This is a genomic window from Alteromonas sp. ABH4_456 (assembly GCF_056160645.1).
The window spans coordinates 254,982-275,334 of record NZ_JBSWXO010000002.1 but is presented as its reverse complement, the minus strand read 5'-3'; the positions used below and the strand labels follow the sequence as shown (position 1 = coordinate 275,334).

19 protein-coding genes are annotated in these 20,353 nt (G+C 49.4%); 14 read left to right on the top strand and 5 right to left on the bottom strand.

Annotation, left to right across the window (positions count from 1 at the left end; genetic code table 11):
- Positions 1–35: 35 nt before the first annotated feature.
- Positions 36–680: a response regulator transcription factor gene (locus ACXAG2_RS04270; RefSeq protein WP_474848511.1), complete on the bottom strand. Its 645-nt coding sequence runs from the start codon at positions 678–680 to the stop codon at positions 36–38.
- The gene (locus ACXAG2_RS04265; RefSeq protein ID WP_474848509.1) at positions 677–1,795 is read right to left on the bottom strand and encodes a sensor histidine kinase; all 1,119 of its coding nucleotides are present in this window, start codon (positions 1,793–1,795) and stop codon (positions 677–679) included. Before ACXAG2_RS04265 ends, ACXAG2_RS04270 begins: the two co-directional genes overlap by 4 nt.
- Before the next feature lie 136 nt (positions 1,796–1,931).
- Between ACXAG2_RS04265 and ACXAG2_RS04260 the strand changes: the two genes are divergently transcribed.
- A complete protein-coding gene (locus ACXAG2_RS04260) occupies positions 1,932–2,687 on the top strand; it encodes a hypothetical protein (RefSeq protein ID WP_474848507.1) in 756 nt (251 codons plus the stop codon).
- 43 nt (positions 2,688–2,730) lie between these two features.
- Here the strand turns inward: ACXAG2_RS04260 and ACXAG2_RS04255 are convergent, their stop codons facing one another.
- Entirely contained in the window at positions 2,731–3,213 is a 483-nt protein-coding gene (locus tag ACXAG2_RS04255) for an acyl-CoA thioesterase (RefSeq protein ID WP_119503009.1), read from the bottom strand.
- Between the two features lie 223 nt (positions 3,214–3,436).
- Between ACXAG2_RS04255 and ACXAG2_RS04250 the strand changes: the two genes are divergently transcribed.
- The 4 genes from ACXAG2_RS04250 to ACXAG2_RS04235 all read left to right on the top strand — a co-directional run bounded on the left by ACXAG2_RS04250 (position 3,437) and on the right by ACXAG2_RS04235 (position 9,208).
- The gene (locus ACXAG2_RS04250; RefSeq protein ID WP_474864802.1) at positions 3,437–4,483 is read left to right on the top strand and encodes a Gfo/Idh/MocA family oxidoreductase; all 1,047 of its coding nucleotides are present in this window, start codon (positions 3,437–3,439) and stop codon (positions 4,481–4,483) included.
- A 65-nt stretch (positions 4,484–4,548) separates the two neighbouring features.
- Entirely contained in the window at positions 4,549–5,334 is a 786-nt protein-coding gene (locus ACXAG2_RS04245; RefSeq protein WP_474864801.1) for a DeoR/GlpR family DNA-binding transcription regulator, read from the top strand.
- 2 nt (positions 5,335–5,336) lie between these two features.
- Complete coding sequence (gene glmS / locus ACXAG2_RS04240; RefSeq protein WP_474864800.1) at positions 5,337–7,169, top strand: glutamine--fructose-6-phosphate transaminase (isomerizing); 1,833 nt, start codon at positions 5,337–5,339, stop codon at positions 7,167–7,169.
- Between the two features lie 293 nt (positions 7,170–7,462).
- Positions 7,463–9,208 (top strand): P-loop ATPase, Sll1717 family, encoded by a 1,746-nt coding sequence (locus tag ACXAG2_RS04235; protein ID WP_349590424.1) that lies wholly within the window; start codon positions 7,463–7,465, stop codon positions 9,206–9,208.
- Between the two features lie 22 nt (positions 9,209–9,230).
- On the opposite strand, the gene ACXAG2_RS04230 is transcribed toward ACXAG2_RS04235, so the two are convergent.
- Positions 9,231–10,151: a carbon-nitrogen hydrolase family protein gene (locus ACXAG2_RS04230; protein ID WP_474848500.1), complete on the bottom strand. Its 921-nt coding sequence runs from the start codon at positions 10,149–10,151 to the stop codon at positions 9,231–9,233.
- Positions 10,152–10,396: 245 nt separating this feature from the next.
- Between ACXAG2_RS04230 and ACXAG2_RS04225 the strand changes: the two genes are divergently transcribed.
- The gene (locus ACXAG2_RS04225) at positions 10,397–11,557 is read left to right on the top strand and encodes an ROK family protein (RefSeq protein WP_474864798.1); all 1,161 of its coding nucleotides are present in this window, start codon (positions 10,397–10,399) and stop codon (positions 11,555–11,557) included.
- A 22-nt stretch (positions 11,558–11,579) separates the two neighbouring features.
- On the opposite strand, the gene ACXAG2_RS04220 is transcribed toward ACXAG2_RS04225, so the two are convergent.
- The gene (locus ACXAG2_RS04220) at positions 11,580–12,923 is read right to left on the bottom strand and encodes a DUF1593 domain-containing protein (protein WP_474864797.1); all 1,344 of its coding nucleotides are present in this window, start codon (positions 12,921–12,923) and stop codon (positions 11,580–11,582) included.
- A 246-nt stretch (positions 12,924–13,169) separates the two neighbouring features.
- On the opposite strand from ACXAG2_RS04220, the gene ACXAG2_RS04215 reads away from it, so the two are divergent.
- The 8 genes from ACXAG2_RS04215 (at position 13,170) to ACXAG2_RS04180 (ending at position 20,341) form a co-directional block, all read left to right on the top strand.
- Positions 13,170–14,465 (top strand): hypothetical protein, encoded by a 1,296-nt coding sequence (locus tag ACXAG2_RS04215; RefSeq protein WP_474864796.1) that lies wholly within the window; start codon positions 13,170–13,172, stop codon positions 14,463–14,465.
- Positions 14,453–15,352 carry a hypothetical protein gene (locus ACXAG2_RS04210; protein WP_474864794.1) on the top strand — a complete coding sequence of 300 codons (900 nt, stop codon included), beginning with the start codon at positions 14,453–14,455 and terminating at the stop codon, positions 15,350–15,352. Before ACXAG2_RS04215 ends, ACXAG2_RS04210 begins: the two co-directional genes overlap by 13 nt.
- Positions 15,353–15,365: 13 nt before the next feature.
- Positions 15,366–16,112, top strand: a complete 747-nt coding sequence (locus ACXAG2_RS04205; RefSeq protein ID WP_474864792.1) for a hypothetical protein — start codon at positions 15,366–15,368, stop codon at positions 16,110–16,112.
- A 92-nt stretch (positions 16,113–16,204) separates the two neighbouring features.
- Positions 16,205–17,005 (top strand): hypothetical protein, encoded by an 801-nt coding sequence (locus ACXAG2_RS04200; protein WP_474864790.1) that lies wholly within the window; start codon positions 16,205–16,207, stop codon positions 17,003–17,005.
- A gap of 57 nt (positions 17,006–17,062) precedes the next feature.
- The gene (locus tag ACXAG2_RS04195) at positions 17,063–18,523 is read left to right on the top strand and encodes a S8 family peptidase (RefSeq protein WP_474864789.1); all 1,461 of its coding nucleotides are present in this window, start codon (positions 17,063–17,065) and stop codon (positions 18,521–18,523) included.
- Positions 18,517–18,843 carry a hypothetical protein gene (locus ACXAG2_RS04190; protein ID WP_474864787.1) on the top strand — a complete coding sequence of 109 codons (327 nt, stop codon included), beginning with the start codon at positions 18,517–18,519 and terminating at the stop codon, positions 18,841–18,843. Before ACXAG2_RS04195 ends, ACXAG2_RS04190 begins: the two co-directional genes overlap by 7 nt.
- Before the next feature lie 9 nt (positions 18,844–18,852).
- Positions 18,853–19,305 carry a hypothetical protein gene (locus tag ACXAG2_RS04185; protein ID WP_474864785.1) on the top strand — a complete coding sequence of 151 codons (453 nt, stop codon included), beginning with the start codon at positions 18,853–18,855 and terminating at the stop codon, positions 19,303–19,305.
- A 16-nt stretch (positions 19,306–19,321) separates the two neighbouring features.
- Positions 19,322–20,341 carry a trypsin-like serine peptidase gene (locus tag ACXAG2_RS04180; protein ID WP_474864783.1) on the top strand — a complete coding sequence of 340 codons (1,020 nt, stop codon included), beginning with the start codon at positions 19,322–19,324 and terminating at the stop codon, positions 20,339–20,341.
- Positions 20,342–20,353: the final 12 nt, after the last annotated feature.

Here is a 20,353-nt window from a genome sequence, read left to right as displayed (position 1 = left end):
TGCTTACTTTTTAGCCTGTCCTATTCTGTGGCAGGCTAAATCCAGCCCTGCTCAAGGGCTTTCAGGACAGCGCGGGTACGGTCTGGCACGTTGAGCTTGGACAAAATGGACGACATCTGATTCTTTACCGTGCCCAATGATTTAAATGTCACCTCAGCAATTTCCTGATTAGACAATCCCGCAGCAACCAGCCTCAGTACCTCTGTTTCTTTGTCTGATAACGGTTCGGCATCCTGTGAAAGCTCTGAATTCTGTTTGCCAGCCTGCAACTGAGTAAGTAATGTGTGAGATAACGAGGGCTGAAAGAGGTTGCCGCCTGCAGCCAGCCGTTCAATGGCGTCTACCAGTACATCCAGTGACACATCTTTCAGTAAATAGCCTTTAGCACCATTTTTCAGTGCCCGGATCACGGTTTGATGGTCATCGAATGTGGTCAGCATCAGAACCGGTGGCATGTCCGGCAATCCGGCCATTGCTTCCAGGGTACTCACGCCGTCCATTTTTGGCATTCTGATGTCCATTAAAATAACATCCGGCTTTTCCCCCCGGTTGAGGAGCTCAAGTACTTCTTCGCCGTTGGCGGCGTTTGCAATTACCTTAATGTGGTCGGTAAGGCTAAGAAGACTGTTTATTCCCTGACGAACCAGGATCTGATCATCTGCCAGCATGACACGAATCATTTTGCATCTCCCGGCAATGACAGTTTTACCTCGAAGCCGTGTTCAGAACTGTTAAATGCGATGTTTCCGCCGACAGAGACTGCCCGTTCTTTCATTCCTTTCATCCCGTTTCCGGCAACCGGTGCGCTGCTGCCGGTACCATTGTCACATATGGTCAGCTCCAGCCCTGCCTGTTTTCCGGTGTCAGCTGTCACCGTGATATGTGAGGCTCTGCCATGCCTGAGGCTGTTGGTAACGGCCTCCTGCGCAATTCTGAAAACCGGTTCAATCAGAGGTGCAGGTAACGCCGGTGCATGGCCTGTGTTTACTGTTACCGTGTAGCGTTCTGTAGAGGTTGCCAGCAGTGATAAAGCTGCATGGAGGGACAGAAAGGTGTCTGTGCGGATATCTGAAACCGCCTGGCGTACATCACTCAATAATTCCGCGGCGATGGTTCTGCACTGACCAATCACCGGTTTGAGTTCAGGGCAAGATTTATGCTCTGCAACCTGTAAATGAATTGCCAGTGCCGTCAGGTGATGCCCGGCCACATCGTGTAAGTCGCGGGCAATGCGGGTACGCTCTGCTTCCTTCACCGACAAGGCCAGTAATGATTGAGTTGCCTGCAGCTCGCGGTTCAGTGATTCAGCCTCTTCTTTTGCACGCAGTGCCTGCTTTCTCGAATCCGTCATCAGCATGGCAAACAGATTAAATGACCAGAACAGAATAGCGGTCAGCCAGCCCTGAGATTGTTCCCACACGATGGTCAGACTCAGTGCCTGCGGTACCGCCATGAAAGGGGACAGATACAGTGCCGTTCTGATCGGGAGTATCAATACCAGCAGGGAAGACAGCAGCACCAGATAAATCCCTGAAAAACCAAACGGCGAAACGAGACAAATACATACATAAAGCAGGTACAGGCAAGTGAGCAGTAAACCGAAACGACGGCCGTCAGCTGCATCCGGAACGGTTGCCATGAAAAGGATTGCACCGAAAAGCAGTTGCAGCGTGAGCAACGGCCACTGAATGGCAGCATCGCCGGTGAACACATGAACATGGCTGAGCAAGGTTACCAGTGCCCAGGTTGCCAGTGCGAAAGCCTGTAAAGTGGAAAAAGAAAATATGCGGTTCATTACATTACTATTCCCTTTTTCCACTTCCGGCTCAATAGGCCGGAAGTCACTTTTGACAACGTGACTTCCGGCACTACCGGCAAAACCAGAGAGAAGGAACAATGGTTGTGTCTTCATTAAAGGGAAGGAGAACACCATGACTGAGCTGATGCTAACACTCTACCGGACAATCATTATTTGCCATATTGCGGCCGGTGCCGTATCACTAATATTGTTCTGGGTACCTGTAGTCAGTAAAAAAGGAAGCCGCCTGCACATACAGGCGGGAAAAGGCTATGTATGGTTCCTGTACTTTCTTACCGCCACAGGATTCATTTCATCCTTAATGGTTATTACTGATCCGCAACTATTTAAACCGGGTCACTTTGCCCGTACTGACGATGTAGCAGGGATGACAGAGGCCGTCAGACGGTTCTGGTTGTTTCTGATTTATTTGTGCTTACTGGTACTGACTAACGTGCGTCACGCTGTAATGGTGCTGAAAGCAGGTAAAGAGACACGTAAGTTACTGACCAACGGGCACGTAATACTGCCGGTAACACTGACACTGGCCAGTTTCTGGCTGTTTTACAGTGGTATGGTTGCAGATATGATCCTGTTTAAAATTTTTGCCTGCATCGGCGGGTTCAGCGGGATCAGAACCGTACTTTATTGCCTTTCCCACCAGGCTGAGCGCCGTGACTGGATGAAACAGCATATCAGTCACATGCTGGGTTCAGGTATCGGTATTTACACTGCATTCCTGGCTTTTGGTGGACGGGCATTACTGGACGTGCTGGCTCAATGGCAGGTGGTGTTCTGGGTATTACCGTCCGTGGTGGGAACTTTCGGTATAGTTTACGCCGTACGACGGTTCACCGGGAAATCTGCCCGCCGGTCTGTGCAACAATAGCCGGCGCATCATGCACCGGCAGTCAGCCGTAAAGCGGTTCAGCTTATTCCAAAGTAGCCAACGTATTCGACATTTCCTCGTGAATGTCAGTACGCATTTTGGCAAGACGGATAGCGTAATCCCGCAGATAAATATCCCGTTCCGTTTCCGGTTTCCATTCCGGGACGGGAGCCGGCTTTCCGTTTTCATCGACGGCCACCATAATCACAATACAGTGTGTCGTCTTCGCGTTATCCTGCTCTTTGGGATCTCTGGCACTGACATCAATGGAAAGGTGCATTGACGTGGTGCCGGTATAGATAATCTTCGCTGTCACTTCTACCAGGCTGCCTACAAGGATAGGTTTTACAAACCGGATCCCGCCGACATAAGCAGTAATACAGTATTTTCCACTCCAGCCTGCCGCGCAGGCGTAGGCCGCAAGGTCAATCCAGCGCATAACTGCGCCACCGTGTACTTTTCCGCCAAAATTCTGATCACCCGGTTCTGCCAGAAAACGCAAGGTTACTTCTCTGCTGCTTGCCATCTACTTCTCCTCAGGACGGTATCAATCCGTCTGCCTGTTCTTTTCTATTTATTAGCTTTTTACTATTGCCTTGTTTTTCAACGCTTGTCATCATTTTTTGTTACGTAACTACGGTGTTTATCGATGAAACGCTGTTTACTGTTACCGCCAGCGGGCATTGTGCTTTGTGGCTTCGGGCTGATTAAGGTAAGGTGCTTCCACTGACAGATTCACAGGACTTTTCATGATCCGCACTCTTCTGGTGGGCTTCGGTTTTTCCGCCACTACATTTCATCTCCCTTTTTTAAATCAGTTATCTGAATTTACCGTAAGCGGCGTAGTGTCATCCCGACCTGACGACGTCACTGCCGTGTTACCGGGCGTACCGGTGTATGCCTCAATGGGAAAGGCGTTCGCTGATCAGCGCTTTGACCTGGCTGTTATCACTACTCCGAATACCTATCACGAAGTGCAAAGCCGGCAGGCGCTGATGAACGACTGCCATGTGCTGGTGGAAAAGCCCTTTACCTTATCCGGTGATGAGGCAGAAGCACTGGTTGCACTGGCAGCGCAGAAACAGAAAAAACTCTGCGTATTTCATAACCGCCGTTTTGACGGTGACTTTCTTACGCTGAAAAAACTGATCAGCGACGGCAGTGTGGGCGACGTTAAGCGCCTGGTTTCCCGGTTTGACCGGTTCCGCCCGCAACCACGGGACCGCTGGCGGGAAAACGCCGGTCCGGGTGCAGGCATCTTCTGGGACTTAGGTCCGCATCTTATCGACCAGGCGTTGCAACTGTTCGGTGTGCCGGAACAGATCCACGGTGTTGTTCAGATTGCCCGTGAAGGTGGACAAAGTGACGACAGCTTCGACCTCACTCTGTTTTACAACAAGCTGACAGTACAACTGGGCAGTTCGCCATTTCAGGCCAACCGTACCTTGCGCTTTGAATTACAGGGTACGGAAGGAAGTTTCCGGAAATTCGGGCTGGATCCTCAGGAAGATCAGTTAAAGCAAGGGCTCACTTTCGATAACGGGCAATGGGCCCGTGAGCCGGAAGAGGCCTTCGGTGAACTGGCTACGGCGCAGGGAGCGAATATTGTTCCTACACTCGCCGGTGAATATGTCACCTTCTACCGCCAGCTGGGTGAAGCTGTCAGTAACGGTGCCGCATTGCCCGCAGACGGGGAGACGGTCATACCGGTGATCAAACTTATCGAACTGGCCATCGAAAGTGCGGAAACGGGCAAAGTCATGCCTGTATACGTAAATATGAAAGGAAATAACTAAAATATCTTGCAAATCGAAACCTTAACTGCTTTATTAGTTTCAAGTCGTAATTTATAAGTTTCGAAATGCAAAAGCGAAATACCCGCCAACGACGCGATGAAATCGTTGAATGGGTGAATCAGGCTGGCCATGTCCATGTGGATGAGATGGCCACCAGATTCAATACCTCACAGGTGACTATCCGTAAAGATCTTGCCGTGCTTGCCGGCGGGAAGCGAGTGCTGCGTGAATTTGGCGGTGCTGCGCCTTTTCCGTCTTCCGGGGCGGATAAAGGATCTGACAGCGAAACCTCAGCCACACCGGCTTCAGCGAAAACAGCCATTGGTCTTAAAGCTGCGTCGCTCGTGACAGACGGCGCGAAAGTGATCCTCGACAGCGGTAACACCACCGCTTCTGTCGTGCCTTTTCTTAACCACAAAAAGCTGGTTGTCATGACCAATTCTTTGCGTGCTGCCAACGCATTAACGATCGCAGATAACGAACCCACCGTACTCATGACCGGCGGAACGTGGGATGCACACTCGCAGGCGTTTCAGGGCAACATGGCGGAGAAAATGATCAGTGCCTACAGCTTTGATTTGGCCTTCATCGGTGCGTCCGGGCTGGATGTCGAAAGAGGCAGTACCACGTTTAACGAACTGACCGGGCTTTCCAAAGCCATGGCCGGTGTTGCGGCAAAAGTCGTGGTACTGGCTGAGTCAGAGAAATTTACCTTCCGCATGCCTAACCTTGAACTGGCGTGGGAAGACATTGATGTACTCATAACCGATGAGCACATCAGCGAACCAATTAAACAACAAATTGAACAGCAGGGCGTCACCGTATTGATTGCCCCGGCAAACGGAGAATAACCATGTGTGGAATAGTCGGCGCTGTAGCAGAGCGTAATGTAGTCGAAATCTTACTGGAAGGCTTAAAGCGCCTTGAGTACCGTGGTTATGATTCCGCCGGTGTGGCGTTATTACAATCAGGCGGTGAACTTACCCGCATCCGTCGTACCGGTAAGGTACAGGAACTGGCAGATGCTGTGGCGAACGGTGAAGCGTTGGGTTCTACCGGTATCGCGCATACCCGCTGGGCAACCCATGGCGGCGTAACTGAACGTAACGCGCACCCCCATTGCTCCGGTGAGCGTATCTCCGTGGTACACAACGGCATCATTGAAAACTACGAAGCCTTGCGAGAATCACTGAAAGCGCAAGGTTTTACCTTCACCAGTGACACCGACACAGAAACCATTGCACACACAGTACATGCTGAAATGCAAAAAGGCGTGAGCCTGCTTGAAGCAGTGCAAAACAGTGTGAAGCAGTTCCACGGTGCATACGGTACGGTGATCATGGACAGTGAAGACCCGTCACGGGTAGTTGTGGCACGCTCCGGTAGCCCGCTGGTGATTGGTCTTGGCCTGGGCGAGAACTTTATTGCCTCAGACCAGATGGCGCTGCTGCCGGTGACTCGCCGCTTTATCTTCCTTGAGGAAGGTGATGTCGCTGAAATTACCCGTCGGGAAGTCAGCATTTTTGACGTTAACGGCAATCCGGTTGAGCGTGAAGTTATTGAATCTAATATCGAACACGATGCAGGTGATAAAGCGGGTTACCGTCATTACATGCTCAAAGAGATCCATGAGCAGCCAACGGTTGTGCGTAACACGCTGCAACAGCGGGTGGACGAAAAAGGACTGTTACCGGACATTTTCGGCAACGGTGCCGATGAGATTTTCTCAAAGGTCAAACACGTTCAGATCATCGCCTGTGGTACCAGTTACCATGCCGGTATGACTGCCCGCTACTGGCTGGAACAGTACGCGAATGTATCCTGTGGTATCGAAATCGCTTCTGAATTCCGTTACCGCAAATCGGTAGTACATGAAAACAGCCTGCTGGTGACTATTTCCCAGTCCGGTGAAACAGCCGACACGCTGGCCGCTCTGCGTCTGGCGAAAGATCTGGGCTATATGGCCAGCCTGACCATCTGTAACGTACCCGGTTCATCGCTGGTACGGGAATCCGATCTTGCCTTTATGACCCGTGCAGGCGCAGAAATTGGCGTTGCCTCAACCAAGGCTTTCACGACTCAGCTTACTGCTTTTCTCATGCTCACACTGGCACTGGGTAAGCACAACGGCATGTCAGACAAAGAGCATGGCAGCATCGTCAGCGCCCTTCACAGTTTGCCAGCCAAGCTGGAAGAAACCCTGGCGATCACCAAAGGTATTGAAGATTTAGCGGAAGAGTTTGCCGACAAGAACCATTCATTATTCCTGGGACGTGGCGACCAGTATCCAATCGCAATGGAAGGCGCGTTGAAGCTGAAAGAGATTTCCTACATTCACGCCGAAGCCTACGCCTCAGGTGAACTGAAACACGGCCCGCTGGCACTGATTGACGAGGAAATGCCTGTCATCGTGGTAGCGCCTAACAATGAGCTGCTGGAAAAACTGAAATCCAACGTGGAAGAAGTACGTGCGCGCGGCGGCATCATGTATGTATTCGCTGATAAGGATGCACACTTTGCCAGCGACGAAACCATGCGGGTAATCAACGTTCCCCACTGCGAAGCCCCCATTGCACCTATCGTCTACACCCTGCCTTTGCAGCTGCTTTCTTACTATGTAGCACTGATCAAAGGCACCGACGTGGACCAGCCCCGTAACCTGGCGAAGTCGGTGACAGTGGAGTAGAGGATCAGGAAAATGCAAAAATCTCTAATTTAGACAAATATAGAAAATAGTTTTATATCCGGAAGCAGGTCTTGAATTGAAGACCTGCTTTTTTTTACGGAAAAACAAAGTGAAATAGCTAGCTGTCCTCTAATACTAGTGAACTTTGCCGGCGTGAGTTTAGTTTTAGCTGTGTTTCATTGCCTTCCACGTATATACAAAGAGCTGATATTTGATCATTTCATTAACAGGATGTAGTCTAAAATTTAATCTATTTTGATTTGATGACAGTTGTTTATGACAAGGACGTTGATATGAACAAAGAACGATTTAGATATGCGACAACTTCTATTGAAAATAATATAAAAGTAAGGCTCAGAGATGAAGTTCTTACGTCAGAAAAGCCGATTGGCGGTTCGGTGCTCGAGCTACACGGGAATCAGGATAAAGAGCTTTATCAATACTTATTTGATGGCCATTCGAGATTTATTTACGAACAGAAGGGAGAGCGTCCTTCAATCATTGTAGGGCGAAAAGGAGCCGGAAAAACAACTTATTTGAATAATTTATCTTTTAAAAGTGGTGTGACAGCTCTACCTATCAGACAGTGGCAAGCTATTGGCGAAGTCCAGCAAATTATATCAAACCTGTTGGATAACGGCATTGATATAAGAGCTGAAAGAGCATCATATATCTGGCAATGGATCTTTCTCTCCGCCGTCATTCTAAAGTGTGGTGAAACCCTATTTTCCGATAAAACTCTTAAAGACTTCTACCAACTACTCCCAGTTAAAGAATTTAAAGACATTGGTATTTCTGCTGTTACTTCTTTTGCAAAGAATAAGCTTTCGAAGCTTGTAACGAATAATTTGGGCGCGGAACACGCAGAATTGTCGTCTGTAGCATGGTTACTGGAAGATAAAACACAGGCAATTGATGATTTAGAAATGAAGCTCTCGAATACTCTGGGAGAGCATAATCTGACAGCTATTATTCTCTTTGATAATGAAGAAGATGTCTTAGATGACATTAATATTGAGAACGCTCCAAACCTGCAGATTGCTAAGGCAATCGCGATTAAGGGTCTTCTAAATTTAGCTGGAAGGATAAATGAAGGCGCGATAAATGTGCAGCTTAGATACTGCATTCCTGCTGAACAGTTCTTCGCGTTTAAGGAGTTGGCAAAGAACCCCGTCAAAGATTTCGGTCGCTTACATTTACTACATTGGACTGTAGGGGAACTACTTTCTTTAGTTGCGCATCGCTTTTTACTTCACTTGCATGTTTGGAAAGACGAGAAGCCAATTCTGGGTGGTCCATACGACGAGTTAATACAGTTTCCAATTTACACCCGGAAGGGGGCTTTGGAATTTTTCGACAAAATTTTACCTACTAAAATAAAGAACGGCAGGGGTCTTGAAGAAAGTACTAAAGCTTATTTCTTAAGACACTTTCAAGTTCTGCCAAGACAAATTGTCGACGTATTTAACGAAATTCTAGCTATGTCGATAAGAAACAATAAATCTATTACTAACCTGGATGCACAGATTGTTCTCGGAGCGGTAAGACGTAAAGAAGCTCTGATGGCCGAAGAAATTATTGTCGCCTACAGTAAAATGTTTCCTGAAGCCTCCTCTATAAGGAAAAAGGTATTGCCTAATATTCCCCTGCTTTTTACGTATAAGGATTTACGAAAATTTTATGACAGCAGGGAGTTTCTAAACACCGGCAAGTCAGTTCTGCAGGGTATGAAAGGAGAAGTCGAAGTATCTCCTGACAGATTTGAGAGATGTTTATTAGAGACCGGAATTATAGGAAGAGTTATAAGTAAACCTTCAGGAAATGATATCGGCTATATAAACGCAGAGTTTGAGTACTCCATGCCCGGTAGTCTGGATTTGTGCGAGAATGATGAATTAGTCATTCATCCGGTATTTTCCGGGCAGAGGAAAGCAACAGCATGGGACGCTATCGGAAAAAACATCATAGGCGTTTATCCCCACGATGCAGATCCTGATTTATCCGCTGATAGAGAATTATTGCGGTGCTTTTTCGTGTAACTGGTTGCCTGATTAGTGCTTCTTACCCAGAGTATACCACCGACCTTTTCTCAGATTCATCAACCTGCAGGCTGAACACATCTGGTCTGGCGTAATGGCCGTTTACGTCGAAGTCGTAGCGGGCGCGTTTTAAATCTTCAAGGTCAATGTCTGCGGTGATGAGACCTTCTTCGTTTTTAAGTGGCCCTGCAAGAATGTCGCCCATGGGGCTGACAATAACACTGCCGCCGGCAATTAACGGGCGTTGTGCGTCCCAGTTTTCTACCTTGATGCCTAATGCGTCCGGAGACGGTTGCACCTGACAGGCACTGACCAGAAACATTCTGCCTTCGTGAGCGATATGGCGCATGGAACATTGCCAGATCTCCCGCTCGTCCACGGTGGGCGCACACCAGATATCGACACCTTTGCCATAAAGTGCCATACGAAGCAGGGGCATGTGATTTTCCCAGCAGATAGCACCGGATATCCGCCCGGCTGAGGTATTGATGGCGGGCAGGGTGGAGCCGTCTCCCTGTCCCCAAATCAGACGTTCAGTGCCGGTGGGCATGAGTTTGCGGTGCTTTGCTGCCAGGCCATCTTCCGGCGTGAAATACAGGGAGGAACAGTAAAGCGTCGAACCCTGCTTTTCGATAACGCCAATGACCAGGTTCGTATTCAGGCGCGCTGCCAAATCTGCCAGTTCACGGGTTTCCGGTCCCGGGACGGCGATGGCTTCATCAAAATACTGCTTAAAGGATTCTCTGCCTTCCGGTAAACGGTAGCCAAGACGGGTTCCGAAGATTTCTCCTTTAGGATAGCCACCCAGCAAAGCCTCGGGCATCACCACTAAATCGGTTTGTGCTTCTTCAATAGCGTTTTCAAAACTGAGGATGGCCTCCAATGTCGCCTGAGTGCCCTGTGGTTTAGTGCCAATTTGCAAAGCCGATATACGCTTTTTCATAGAATTCCTTTACGGTGTTGAACAGAGTTTCTGCCGGTTTGTGTGATATGAATCATAGTACGCCGCTTATCGGGAAGACATACACAGATGCTCAGCGCCATCGTAGATCAGATGAACTGAATGTGAATTTCCGGTTTTGAAAAGCGGCGGATAAGGTATTCTAGGCCTACGCAGGTTTTTCGCCTGTTGCGTGGCTTGTGAAAACGGCCTTGTTTTAACTATAGACACTATCGAAATATCAGCTTTTGAACGGAAAAAATAAAGTCGTCACACTACTTCGTCAACAACCATACTCGCGGGTAGCGCTGGCGCAGGCTACCGGTTTGGGTAAACCGGCGTTGACTAAAGTAACCAGAATGCTGGCTGAAGAGGGTCTTATTCGTGAGAACCCAGGCGCTGACACTGACTCCTCAGATCGTACAGGCAGGCCGGCAACAGAGCTGGCACTGAATGAGGGACATTACTTCAGTGTTGCAATGTATGTTTCGATTGAAGGCGTAAGTGCTTACTTGCAGGATGTTTCAGGCAAAGTTCACCGTTCTTTGAATCAGCCATGGCAGGTATCATTCAAACAAGGAAACCTGTTTTCCCCGTCCGTATTTTCCGCAAAGCTGCAGGCGCTGGTTGGTTCACTATGCGCCGGCCATGGTATTGAAGTAAATGTACTTAAATCGGTATGTATTGCTACTCAGGGTAAAATAGCGCAGCACACCGGCATTATTTATCAGTCACAATTACTTGATGAACAAAACGTGCCGCTGGCATCCATGTTAAAAAATGCGCTGGGTGTGCCTGTACATTTGTATAACATTGCCTGGTGCTCGACATTCTACTTCAACGCCTTTAATCAGTTTGAAGAAAGCTATATAGCATTGCTTCTGGGTTATGGTCTGGGCACCGGTATTTGCGTTGATGGCAGATTAATTGCCGGACCGGATGGCCTTGCTCCGGAAGTGAGCCATCTGACTTACGATAAACACGGCCCTGTGTGCTATTGCGGCGCCCGTGGTTGTGCTGAGCAGTACGTCACCTACAACGCGATTTTCGAGCAGGCTGAACAAGCCGGTATTGCGCTGGAAGGCGCAACGCCAGTTGAAAAGCTGAACCATATCAGTGAACTACTCAATGCAGGCAATCCGGCTGTGCAGGCCATCATTAATCAGGCAGGGGATGTCCTCGGGCAAATTGCCGTGCAGCTAATGGCCATGCTGGATGTGCGGCACATCTACTTAAACGGTGAAACGGCCATTCTGCACGAGTACCTGGGGGCCGCCATTAAAGAAGCGCTTGAGCGTCATGGCAGTACCCAGGCCATTGCATCCCGCCTTTCAATTACTTACGAGCCGGATACTGACGTTGCCACGCGGGGCTTACTGGAATTGACCAACCGCAGCTTCTCCGTTTAGCTGCGGCAACGTTGCTGAATTATTATTCTCTGGTTTTAATGATGATCCGCCGGTAGCTGGTCAGTGCCGGTGTGCCGCTGTAGCCTGCTTCTTCGTAATGGAACCAGTGCCAGGACAGTTTATTTCCGTCAGGATCTTCTGTGGCAGAAGCGTCCAGAACCAGCGTCTCCCCCTGTTTGACATCAGCGTAAATCACCTCTGTGCCTGTGTTTCCGTTAACCGAAACGACGGGATGGTGGTTTGCTTCCTCATAGGGCTTGATAGTCCAGTCCATGCGGGCTGCAAAATCATGCTGAAACTGCTCACGCCAGCGCCAGATGGTCGCATGATCCGAGACTACAGTTTCACCGTCTTTGCCTGTAACCGTATCGGCAGACGTGACACGGGGGAACCAGTCACCGCCCTGAGTCCAGATTGAATGTGTTTCTCCGTAGGGTTGACGGTAAACATAGCGTCCTCCCCAGCCGCCCCAGGACGGGCTGCGGAAACTGTTCAGTCCGTTAGCGGTCAATCCCAGAAAGGCCGGAGTGTCACCTTCCATAATGAATGCATATCTCAGGTAATGCTTACCCAGCGGGCCCTTTTTACGGATATTTTCTTCCAGCCACTCATTCGATACGGTGGTGAAGTCAGCACCCTTGCCGTTTTGATAATATTCATCACCGGCGATGCCTGTCCAGGTAGCGTAAGCATATTCACCGCCGTCGGGAGACGAAGGCTTTACGATATAGCTGACATCAGGAAAGTGCTTGCGGATCCACGGACCGGCATCATCCTGATCAGAAATAGAATAAACGCGAAGCTTCTTCTCAAATGCTTTAAGTTCAGCCTCTGAGCGGTTCGCTTTCACATCCATCAGTGCCTGTGCCAGCGTATTTGCGCCACCCCACACTGTTACCCAAACCGGTCGGGGATCGCTTTTATCGACGGCGGCAATCAGCGCTTCAGAACCCGGGGACGATTGCCCTTTGCCTGTACTGGCCATGCCGTAGCCCGGCTGACCCACATTCACCAGACTTTGCAGATATGCTGCTTCCGGCCAGCCGTCAGCATGTTTCATCAGGTTGCTGCGTACTTCGCCGTAAGCGGAAATAATACCGGCTATGGTGTCTGTTTCCCGCTTTTCTTTCTGCCAGGTAGACGTAGTTGCAATAAGGCCCTCAATGTCCAGTTCATTGGAATAGGTCAGCAGGCGCACCATGGACATCTGATCGTCCGGCTCGTTGCCCATATCAGTGAAAACAAACACTCTGGGCTTGCCGGTAAATTCATCCACCGGCGGCGGTGTGTTACTGAGTGCATGAGAGCTCGCAAAAACCAGCAGCGCCAGACTGCTTTTCGATACAACAGAAGTAAACCGTTTCAATGACAGGATCCTTATTCATCACAACACTGGAAATGTGATAAATAAGTTAATTTACTTGGTGAATTAAATCATCGAAAAATCTCATTTCCAAATCTGATAAGCGAAATATGTATCTTTTAAGTATCTCAACATTTTATCGCCTGCGAAATTGATCAAAGTTTGCACAAAAACGATCCTTGCTATAGTCTGGTAGGACGAAAATCGAGCAAATGCTTTTATAGCCAATTACAAAGGATAGTTGAGGCAATGGGTATTATGTTCTGGCAGCTCTTCCGGCGTCGTTCGACGCCGCTTAATATAAATATAGTCTGGTTAACCATCTTCCTGAGTCTGGCGATTCGAGGTTTATTCGTGCCGTCTGTCAGTGCAGGTGAACTGAAAGATACAGTTGCATTTGCAGGCGTGACGTTTCAGGGGTCTACGTCTGCCATTGGTAAACGTTATCCATACAGCGCAAAACTGGTTGAGGAAAATGACCTCGCAGTAGCGCTGTATGAAAAATTGCAGGCTGTTGAACCTGACAACGTGATCATCTCCGGGCGACGTCTGAATAAGGATTCTGGCCACCGGTATGCGGTGGCGCTGATGATTGACCGCGAATTTGTGGAGATCAGCAAATACAGTGAAGACTTCATGGTAACGGGTTATGGCGATAACCAGTTTTCTCGTATCGGCAAGGGAATGTGCAGAATCGATATTCAGCTATCCGCGCAAACGGTAGTTTTCGACGTGAAGGACTCGCAGATCGTTGCTTCCCTGCCAATGAATCCAAAAATTGTCAGAAAAGATATCAGAGAACTGGGAGCTTGTGGGGATACCGAGAATCTCATTCGTCAGAACATCAATGAAATGTTGATGGCGCCAGACCTCGATAAGCCCAGCATTGCTCAGCAGTTTATCAGTCATGTTAAATCGCTACGCTCACCTACCACAAAACTGGTTCAGATAGCCGTAACCGATGTCACCGTTAATGCTGAAAAATCCGATCCCTTCCTGCCTGAAAAGATGAAAGCCGACGATAATTATCAGCTCAAACAGTTCATCGCTCACAAGTTTATCACCCAGCTGCACCTGGCCCGTCATGTCGCGATACAACCTTATGTAGTGGACTCAAGTATCATTGCCATGCAAGGGCGATTTTACGGCCAGGACGTGACATACAACCTTACACTCCCCGAACCTGCTTTCGGCGTCAGTCTGCATCTGCGTGGCTTTGGTAAAAAGCTGGAGGATGAAAAGCCGTCCGGCAAAGCATTCAACTATGTCAGTGCCATTGATTTTGAAGTACAGCAATTGGGTGTGCGGAAGCAGCAGTTGTTTCAGAGCAGAATTAAAAATGGCGCGCTGAAAGTGATTCCTGTCTCTAAATTGTCCGTTGATGAGTGGGCGGCATTCCGTGAATCCCTTAATGAGCTGCTGGAAATAACGGTGACAACCATTCATCAACCGGGTCATGCGAAGCACAGGATGCAGAAATTCAACCGGGCACAGCTGCGGCAGATGATTCAACTGGAAAAGGCTTATAAATCATGCGCAATCTGATTCTGATTAGTTGTTTACTGCTTTCATTTTCTATCCTCGCTAAAGACATGACGGTAGAAGGCATTTCACGGGTAGATCCTGCTGATGAGGCGCAAAAAGCACTGTCTGTCGATCTGGCTGTTGTGGATGCTATCGACCGCTATTTCAAAAAGCAGGAACCGGATTTTCGCCCGACTTATGAGCAATATGTGACCAGAGACCAACTGATGGAACGCTGGCAGGAGCTGGTGGATGACTACCAGATCAAACAGCAGGCTAAGGAGGATGGTGACTGGGTTACTGTTATACGCATGAAGTTTGACCCCGCAATGCTAAAAAACCGACTTTCAAAGTTTGCCACCGTAAAGCGGGTGGATTTGGAAAGCCGTTCGGCTTTTGCAGTTGTGTTTGTAGGCCGCGAGGCTACCAACAAGGGGTTTATTCCGGTGAGCCTGTCTGCAGAGGTTGAAGCGGAGGTAAATCGCATATTTACCGACAAAGGTTTCAACGTGCTCTCCACCTATCAGTTCAACGCCATGACTGGCGGCGTGTTTGATAAACAGCGCCTTTCTGATTTGTATGTGCAAACCGGCACCACCGACTGGCGACAGGTTGAGGTGGCAACTGCAATGAGCAATACCCGGGCTGATAAATTCTTCATTGTGGTGGGCAGTTTCGAACTGCATCCGGAAGAATATAACAAGTTTTTGAAAATGGAGGTATATTCCGCCACTATTCGTGGCAGCGTCATTAATCCTGTGGGTTATCAGACTGTTACCACTAGCCAGAAACCGGGGCATGGTGAGGACACCAGCAAGCAAAAGGCAAAACAATATGCCGTTCAACAGGCCGCGCGGCAGTTAGCAGAAAGCCTGACTGACAACTTAAATTCACAACATATTTATTAAACGGAGTTTTATTATGAAATATGCGTATTCGTCTCTGATTATCGCCACCGTGCTGTTATCCGGGTGTGAAAGTACGATGCAGAATCTTGTTGATAGTACAAAAAATATCGCTGAAAGCACCCAGGGGGCGATGGGTAGTCTGGCATCAGCGCAGAAGACAGAGTACGAGGAAAAGCTCGCAAACCTCACCAAAGATATGACAATCCATGCGTCACTGTCATCGCAGGATCCGCTTCTGGCTGCTTACGGCACTTCAGTCATTTTGACGTTCACGGCTCATGAATACTGGTTAGAAGCCATTGGTAAGGATGAGGCTGCAGCAAAGCTGAGAACGGAGCGGATAGCCCTCGAAAACGGTGCAGTAATCGATCGCGATTCTATCGCACGGCATGTGGAAATGAGTGTGGAATCCGAGAAGTTATTAAATGAATCGAAGATTACTGAAGCTGAGTTGAACGATGAAACGAAAGCGCTTTTTACCAAAGGTCTGTATCCTGGTGGCCTCGGCGTTTTACAGGCGAGAAAAGTATTTATGGGCGCTGGTGACTATTATGACTATGTAACAAAAGGATCCATTACGCTTGATAATGTGAATAATAAAATAGAAAAAGGCAGTGTTTTCGGATACTTACTTTACAACGGCTGGGATTTTGTCAGCGCCCACGCTAACTCACTTTATTATATCTATAATTATTGTAAGGAGAAAAACCTCGAAATTCCCGCAGAAACCGAAAATGTACTGGATGGCTTCGAGATTTAATCGTGATGATATCGCTCCGGTTCTTCGTCTTCACACTTGTCTTGCTTTGCAGCACATTCAGTTCTGCTGCTGACGATCCCAACATAATTGTTATGACCGAAGACATCGACCCGGATGCCATTGGAAGGGATCACAGTGCCTATAAACGAATGCTGGCAGCATTACAGGGGCAGATGAGTAACCGGGGCTTTAACGTGTACGAAGAGTCCGCGCTGTTGCCGCAGAACTATAATTTCCGACGCAGTGATGCTCAGTTAATTAGTTTAGCCAAGGGAATATACAAACCGCCATTGGATGTCATGCTGATTTTCACACTCTATGCTCGGGTAGATGAGCGAACGGCGGTGCATAAGGTGCGTGCGATAGCCACTGGCCGTCTGCTGCACGTAAACTCCGGGCAGTTCCTCGACGAATTCGAAGTTAAAAGCGGCCAGACCTGGACCATTGCAGCTAACTGCGAAAAAGGGTGTCAGAGTGAAGTGGTCGGCACCTACAGTAAACAACTGGCGCAGGAACTGGGCTCTGTACTGGCGGAGAAACTCGAATGGTTGATGGAACCCGGTGACTCGCCAGCAGGCAGCAATAGTTTCGTTACCGGCTACAGCCTCATTTTCAATGATTTCTCCAACGAAGAGCTGTTCGCGATTGAATCCGAACTGCCAGACCTGCCAGGGTATTACAAACATCGCCCTGCATTAGTCGTGGGCCACCAGGCTGAGTACTGGCTGGAATCCAGTGCGAACTCTGCAGACCTCAATAAGTACTTAAATACGCTACTCATGAAGCATGTTCCTGGTGTCAGATTTAACTCAGTGGGAAATACCTACAGCTTCATAAAAAAACAGAAGAGAAAGAACGGGACTGGTGTCAAAGATGTCTCACCAGATTGGTAATAAATGACTCAAACCCTTGCATAAACAAGTTAACCAACCTTTCAAGAGCAATGCATCATGGAAAAGAAGCACAGAGGTTTAGGACTGAAGCGACGAATAAAGACAGGCCCTGCCTGGTTAGTCCCGGGGCTATGGCTGATGCTAAGCAGCTTTGGTGGGGCTGCCGCCGTTTCCGCCACCAGTCTTGAATCCTGGGACAGCAATGCGGAAACTGCGCCAGTGATTGTGGTGTTAAAGAGTACTGAACAGACAAAGGAAAAAGCACCGTCATCAGGCGGCTGGCTCAATTTGGAGGACTATATCGACCAGGTCCAGACTGAACTGGCCGGTGACATGGGTTGGGTGAACTTCAATGAACTGGTGAGGTACAAAAATGTGCCAGCGGTTGCAAAATCAATCTCTGCCACTGAGTTTGCCCGCCTGAAGCAGTCGAATCTGGTCGCGGGCATCTATCCGGACAGGGCAAATCAGGTTTCTCTGGTAAACAGTGCGCGGAATATTGGTCTGCCGCTGATAGCCGCTGATAGTCCTGCCGGCTCAGGATTTTCCGTGGCAATTATCGATTCTGGCGTAGAGGTATCCCATCCGTTCCTGCAAAACCGGGTGGTCGACGGTGCTTGCTTCTCTTTTAACGGCTCCTGTCCCGGTGGTGAGAAACGAGCGGTAGGTATTGCTGCAGGGCAACCCTGCCGTGGCAACGCATCGTGTTATCACGGCACGCATGTAGCCGGTATAGTGGCGGGGCAGAATGCAGAGTTCAGCGGCGTTGCCGCACGGGCAAACCTGATTGCGCTCAATACCTTTTCCAACGTAGGACAACGTGTCATCACCCGTGACAGCGACATTATGCAGGCGCTGGAATGGGTATACGAACACGCTGAAGAACGCAAAATCGCAGCGGTAAACATGAGCCTTGGCGGCGGCTATTTCACCCGTACCTGCGATGATTCACCGGTGAAGCGCTTTATTGATTTGCTGGCAGATAAAGGCGTGGTCACCGTCGTTGCGTCCGGCAATGACGGACAGACAGCCGGTGTAGCCAGTCCGGCCTGTATTTCGACCGCAGTGACCGTTGGCTCCACCGAACCAGACGGCAGCATTTCAGCCTATTCGAACAGTTATACCGCTCTCGATATTGTCGCACCGGGCGGAAAAATCAATTCATCTACGCTGAACGGACAGTACAAGGTGGCTTCCGGTACATCCATGGCCACGCCGCAGGTAGCAGGTGCGGTTGCGTTACTTCGTTCCGGTTTTCCCGATGCGACTGCGGCGCAGCTCATAGCGGCACTCAGCCATGGCAAACGCTTTACCGATCCCAGAAACCGCCTCACGACAACCGCGCTGTGGTTACCTGAAGCCATCACCTGGCTGGCGGCTCAGAATACCACCCGGCCTGCTCCGGCGCGCCCTCGCGCACCAACAAAGCCCGATGACACATGCAGTGACAATATCGACGGTATCATCATCAGCGACGATGAGTGCAGCCCATCCGAACAGGGAGACATCCAATGGTAGTCAAACGATTCGCCATGCTTCTGTTGATTGCCGCAGGCCTGTCTGGCTGCGGTGATAAACGGGGCGAACACTGTGAGCGATTTCCTGATGTTTGCGAGGTGCTGGACCGTGAGGATCCTGCTTTGGTGATAGTGACAACTTCACTGAAGGCCGACAAGTCAGCGTTCAGGGAATGGCTGACAAATGAAGGCATAGATATTCTGCTTGAATTCGAGGTGACGGATCAGGTGCTGGTGGAGATAACCACAGAACAGTTTCATGCCCTGGCAGAACGTCAGGATGTGGAAAAAATTCAGAAAGACAAACAGTACCTTAGATAGGAGCTGATTATGCGACTGGTTAAAACCGCTATTCCTGCAATGGCTCTGGCCCTGCTTTCTGGCTGCCAGACTACCGAAGATGAACCGGTGTTGGTATTTCAACAACCTGCCTACACCGATTTTCAATGGGCGATGATGGCACAGAATTCATTGTTTATGGTGCAAAAGGGCGGCTATCTGTGGCCGGCTTACGCCGGCGACAATGCCATGCTGGAAAGTCTGCCGCCAAAGGTAAAAGCCACTTTCTATCACGGTGAAGAACAGCTCGCCTATCCGGTCACCGAGATTGAATCGCCGCTTTCTATGAGTAATGAAAGCTTCGTTGCAGAAACAGCGAACGGCGATAAGTGGCAGGCTGCTGCTGCCTTCGAGCTGGATGGCACGACGTTCAGGGTAAAAAATCGATCAGGCGATGAATGGCAGCCGGTAGCGCCAGAGTCAGTACGCTTCAGAAAACGTTAAACCAACTAAGGAGAGTATGGTGAAAATTCTGACTTTATTATATGTAACCGGATTACTGTGTTCGGCTGCTATCTCGCAGGCGCAGGAATTCCGGGCTGCCACTGAATTTCCAACCTCTGAATTTTTCGCACCGGTCACTCAGACTGAAATGGACTATGGTACACAGGCAGTGGTAGGAAAGGCTGATTTCGAAAAAATGCGCGACTATCCGCCCTCCAGCGATCTCTACAAACTCAGCCTCAAAATCGGCGCGGTGTTTTACAAGGGCATGCCCATTTGTACCGGCAGTCTGGTGGGGCCTGATTTGTTTCTTACCAACGAGCACTGCGCTTTTTCCGGCGGTCAGCAGATACCGTTGTCCGACTATTTATTCAGTTTCAATTACTACGTTGAAGATTTCAAAGTGGTTGCAACCTACCCCGTGTTGCGAGCGAAAGAGCTGGTGAAATATAACGCCCAGCTTGATTATGCTCTCTACCGTCTTGATCGGCCGATTGGTAATCAGCTTGGCTGGCTGGAAATGGAAAGTACTGACGATAAACTCAGGGCGTCCACTGGTGTAAAGATTATCCAGCATCCGGCAGGACGCTCCAAGGAAGTCGCACTGAAAAATACCGCGCTTAAATCTGCAGACCTCGACCTTGGCCTCGTACATTATTTCGCTGATACTGAAGGGGGATCCAGCGGCTCACCGGTATTCTCTGCTGACGGAACCAGCATCATTGCCCTGCACCATGCAGGCATAAGCAATCAGGGCAGGGGCGTGTATAACGAGGGCATTCTGGCCTCAAAGGTATATCAGGAAATCAGCGCTTATCTTCCTGCCTCCCGTTCTGCCCGCCCTGCCCCGGCAGCACCGAAGCCAACACCAGCACCTTCAACGCGAAGGACGGCAGAGCCACCTGAAGCAGCCGCTCCGGCAAAGCCTGCCCCGGCTCGAGCGGCACCTGCACCGGCTCCCAAAAAGACAAGCTGTGATGGTGAGGGAATGGAAGTGGTGGATGACGATGGGAATGTCACCTGTGTGCAATGGTGAAAGAAAAATTCA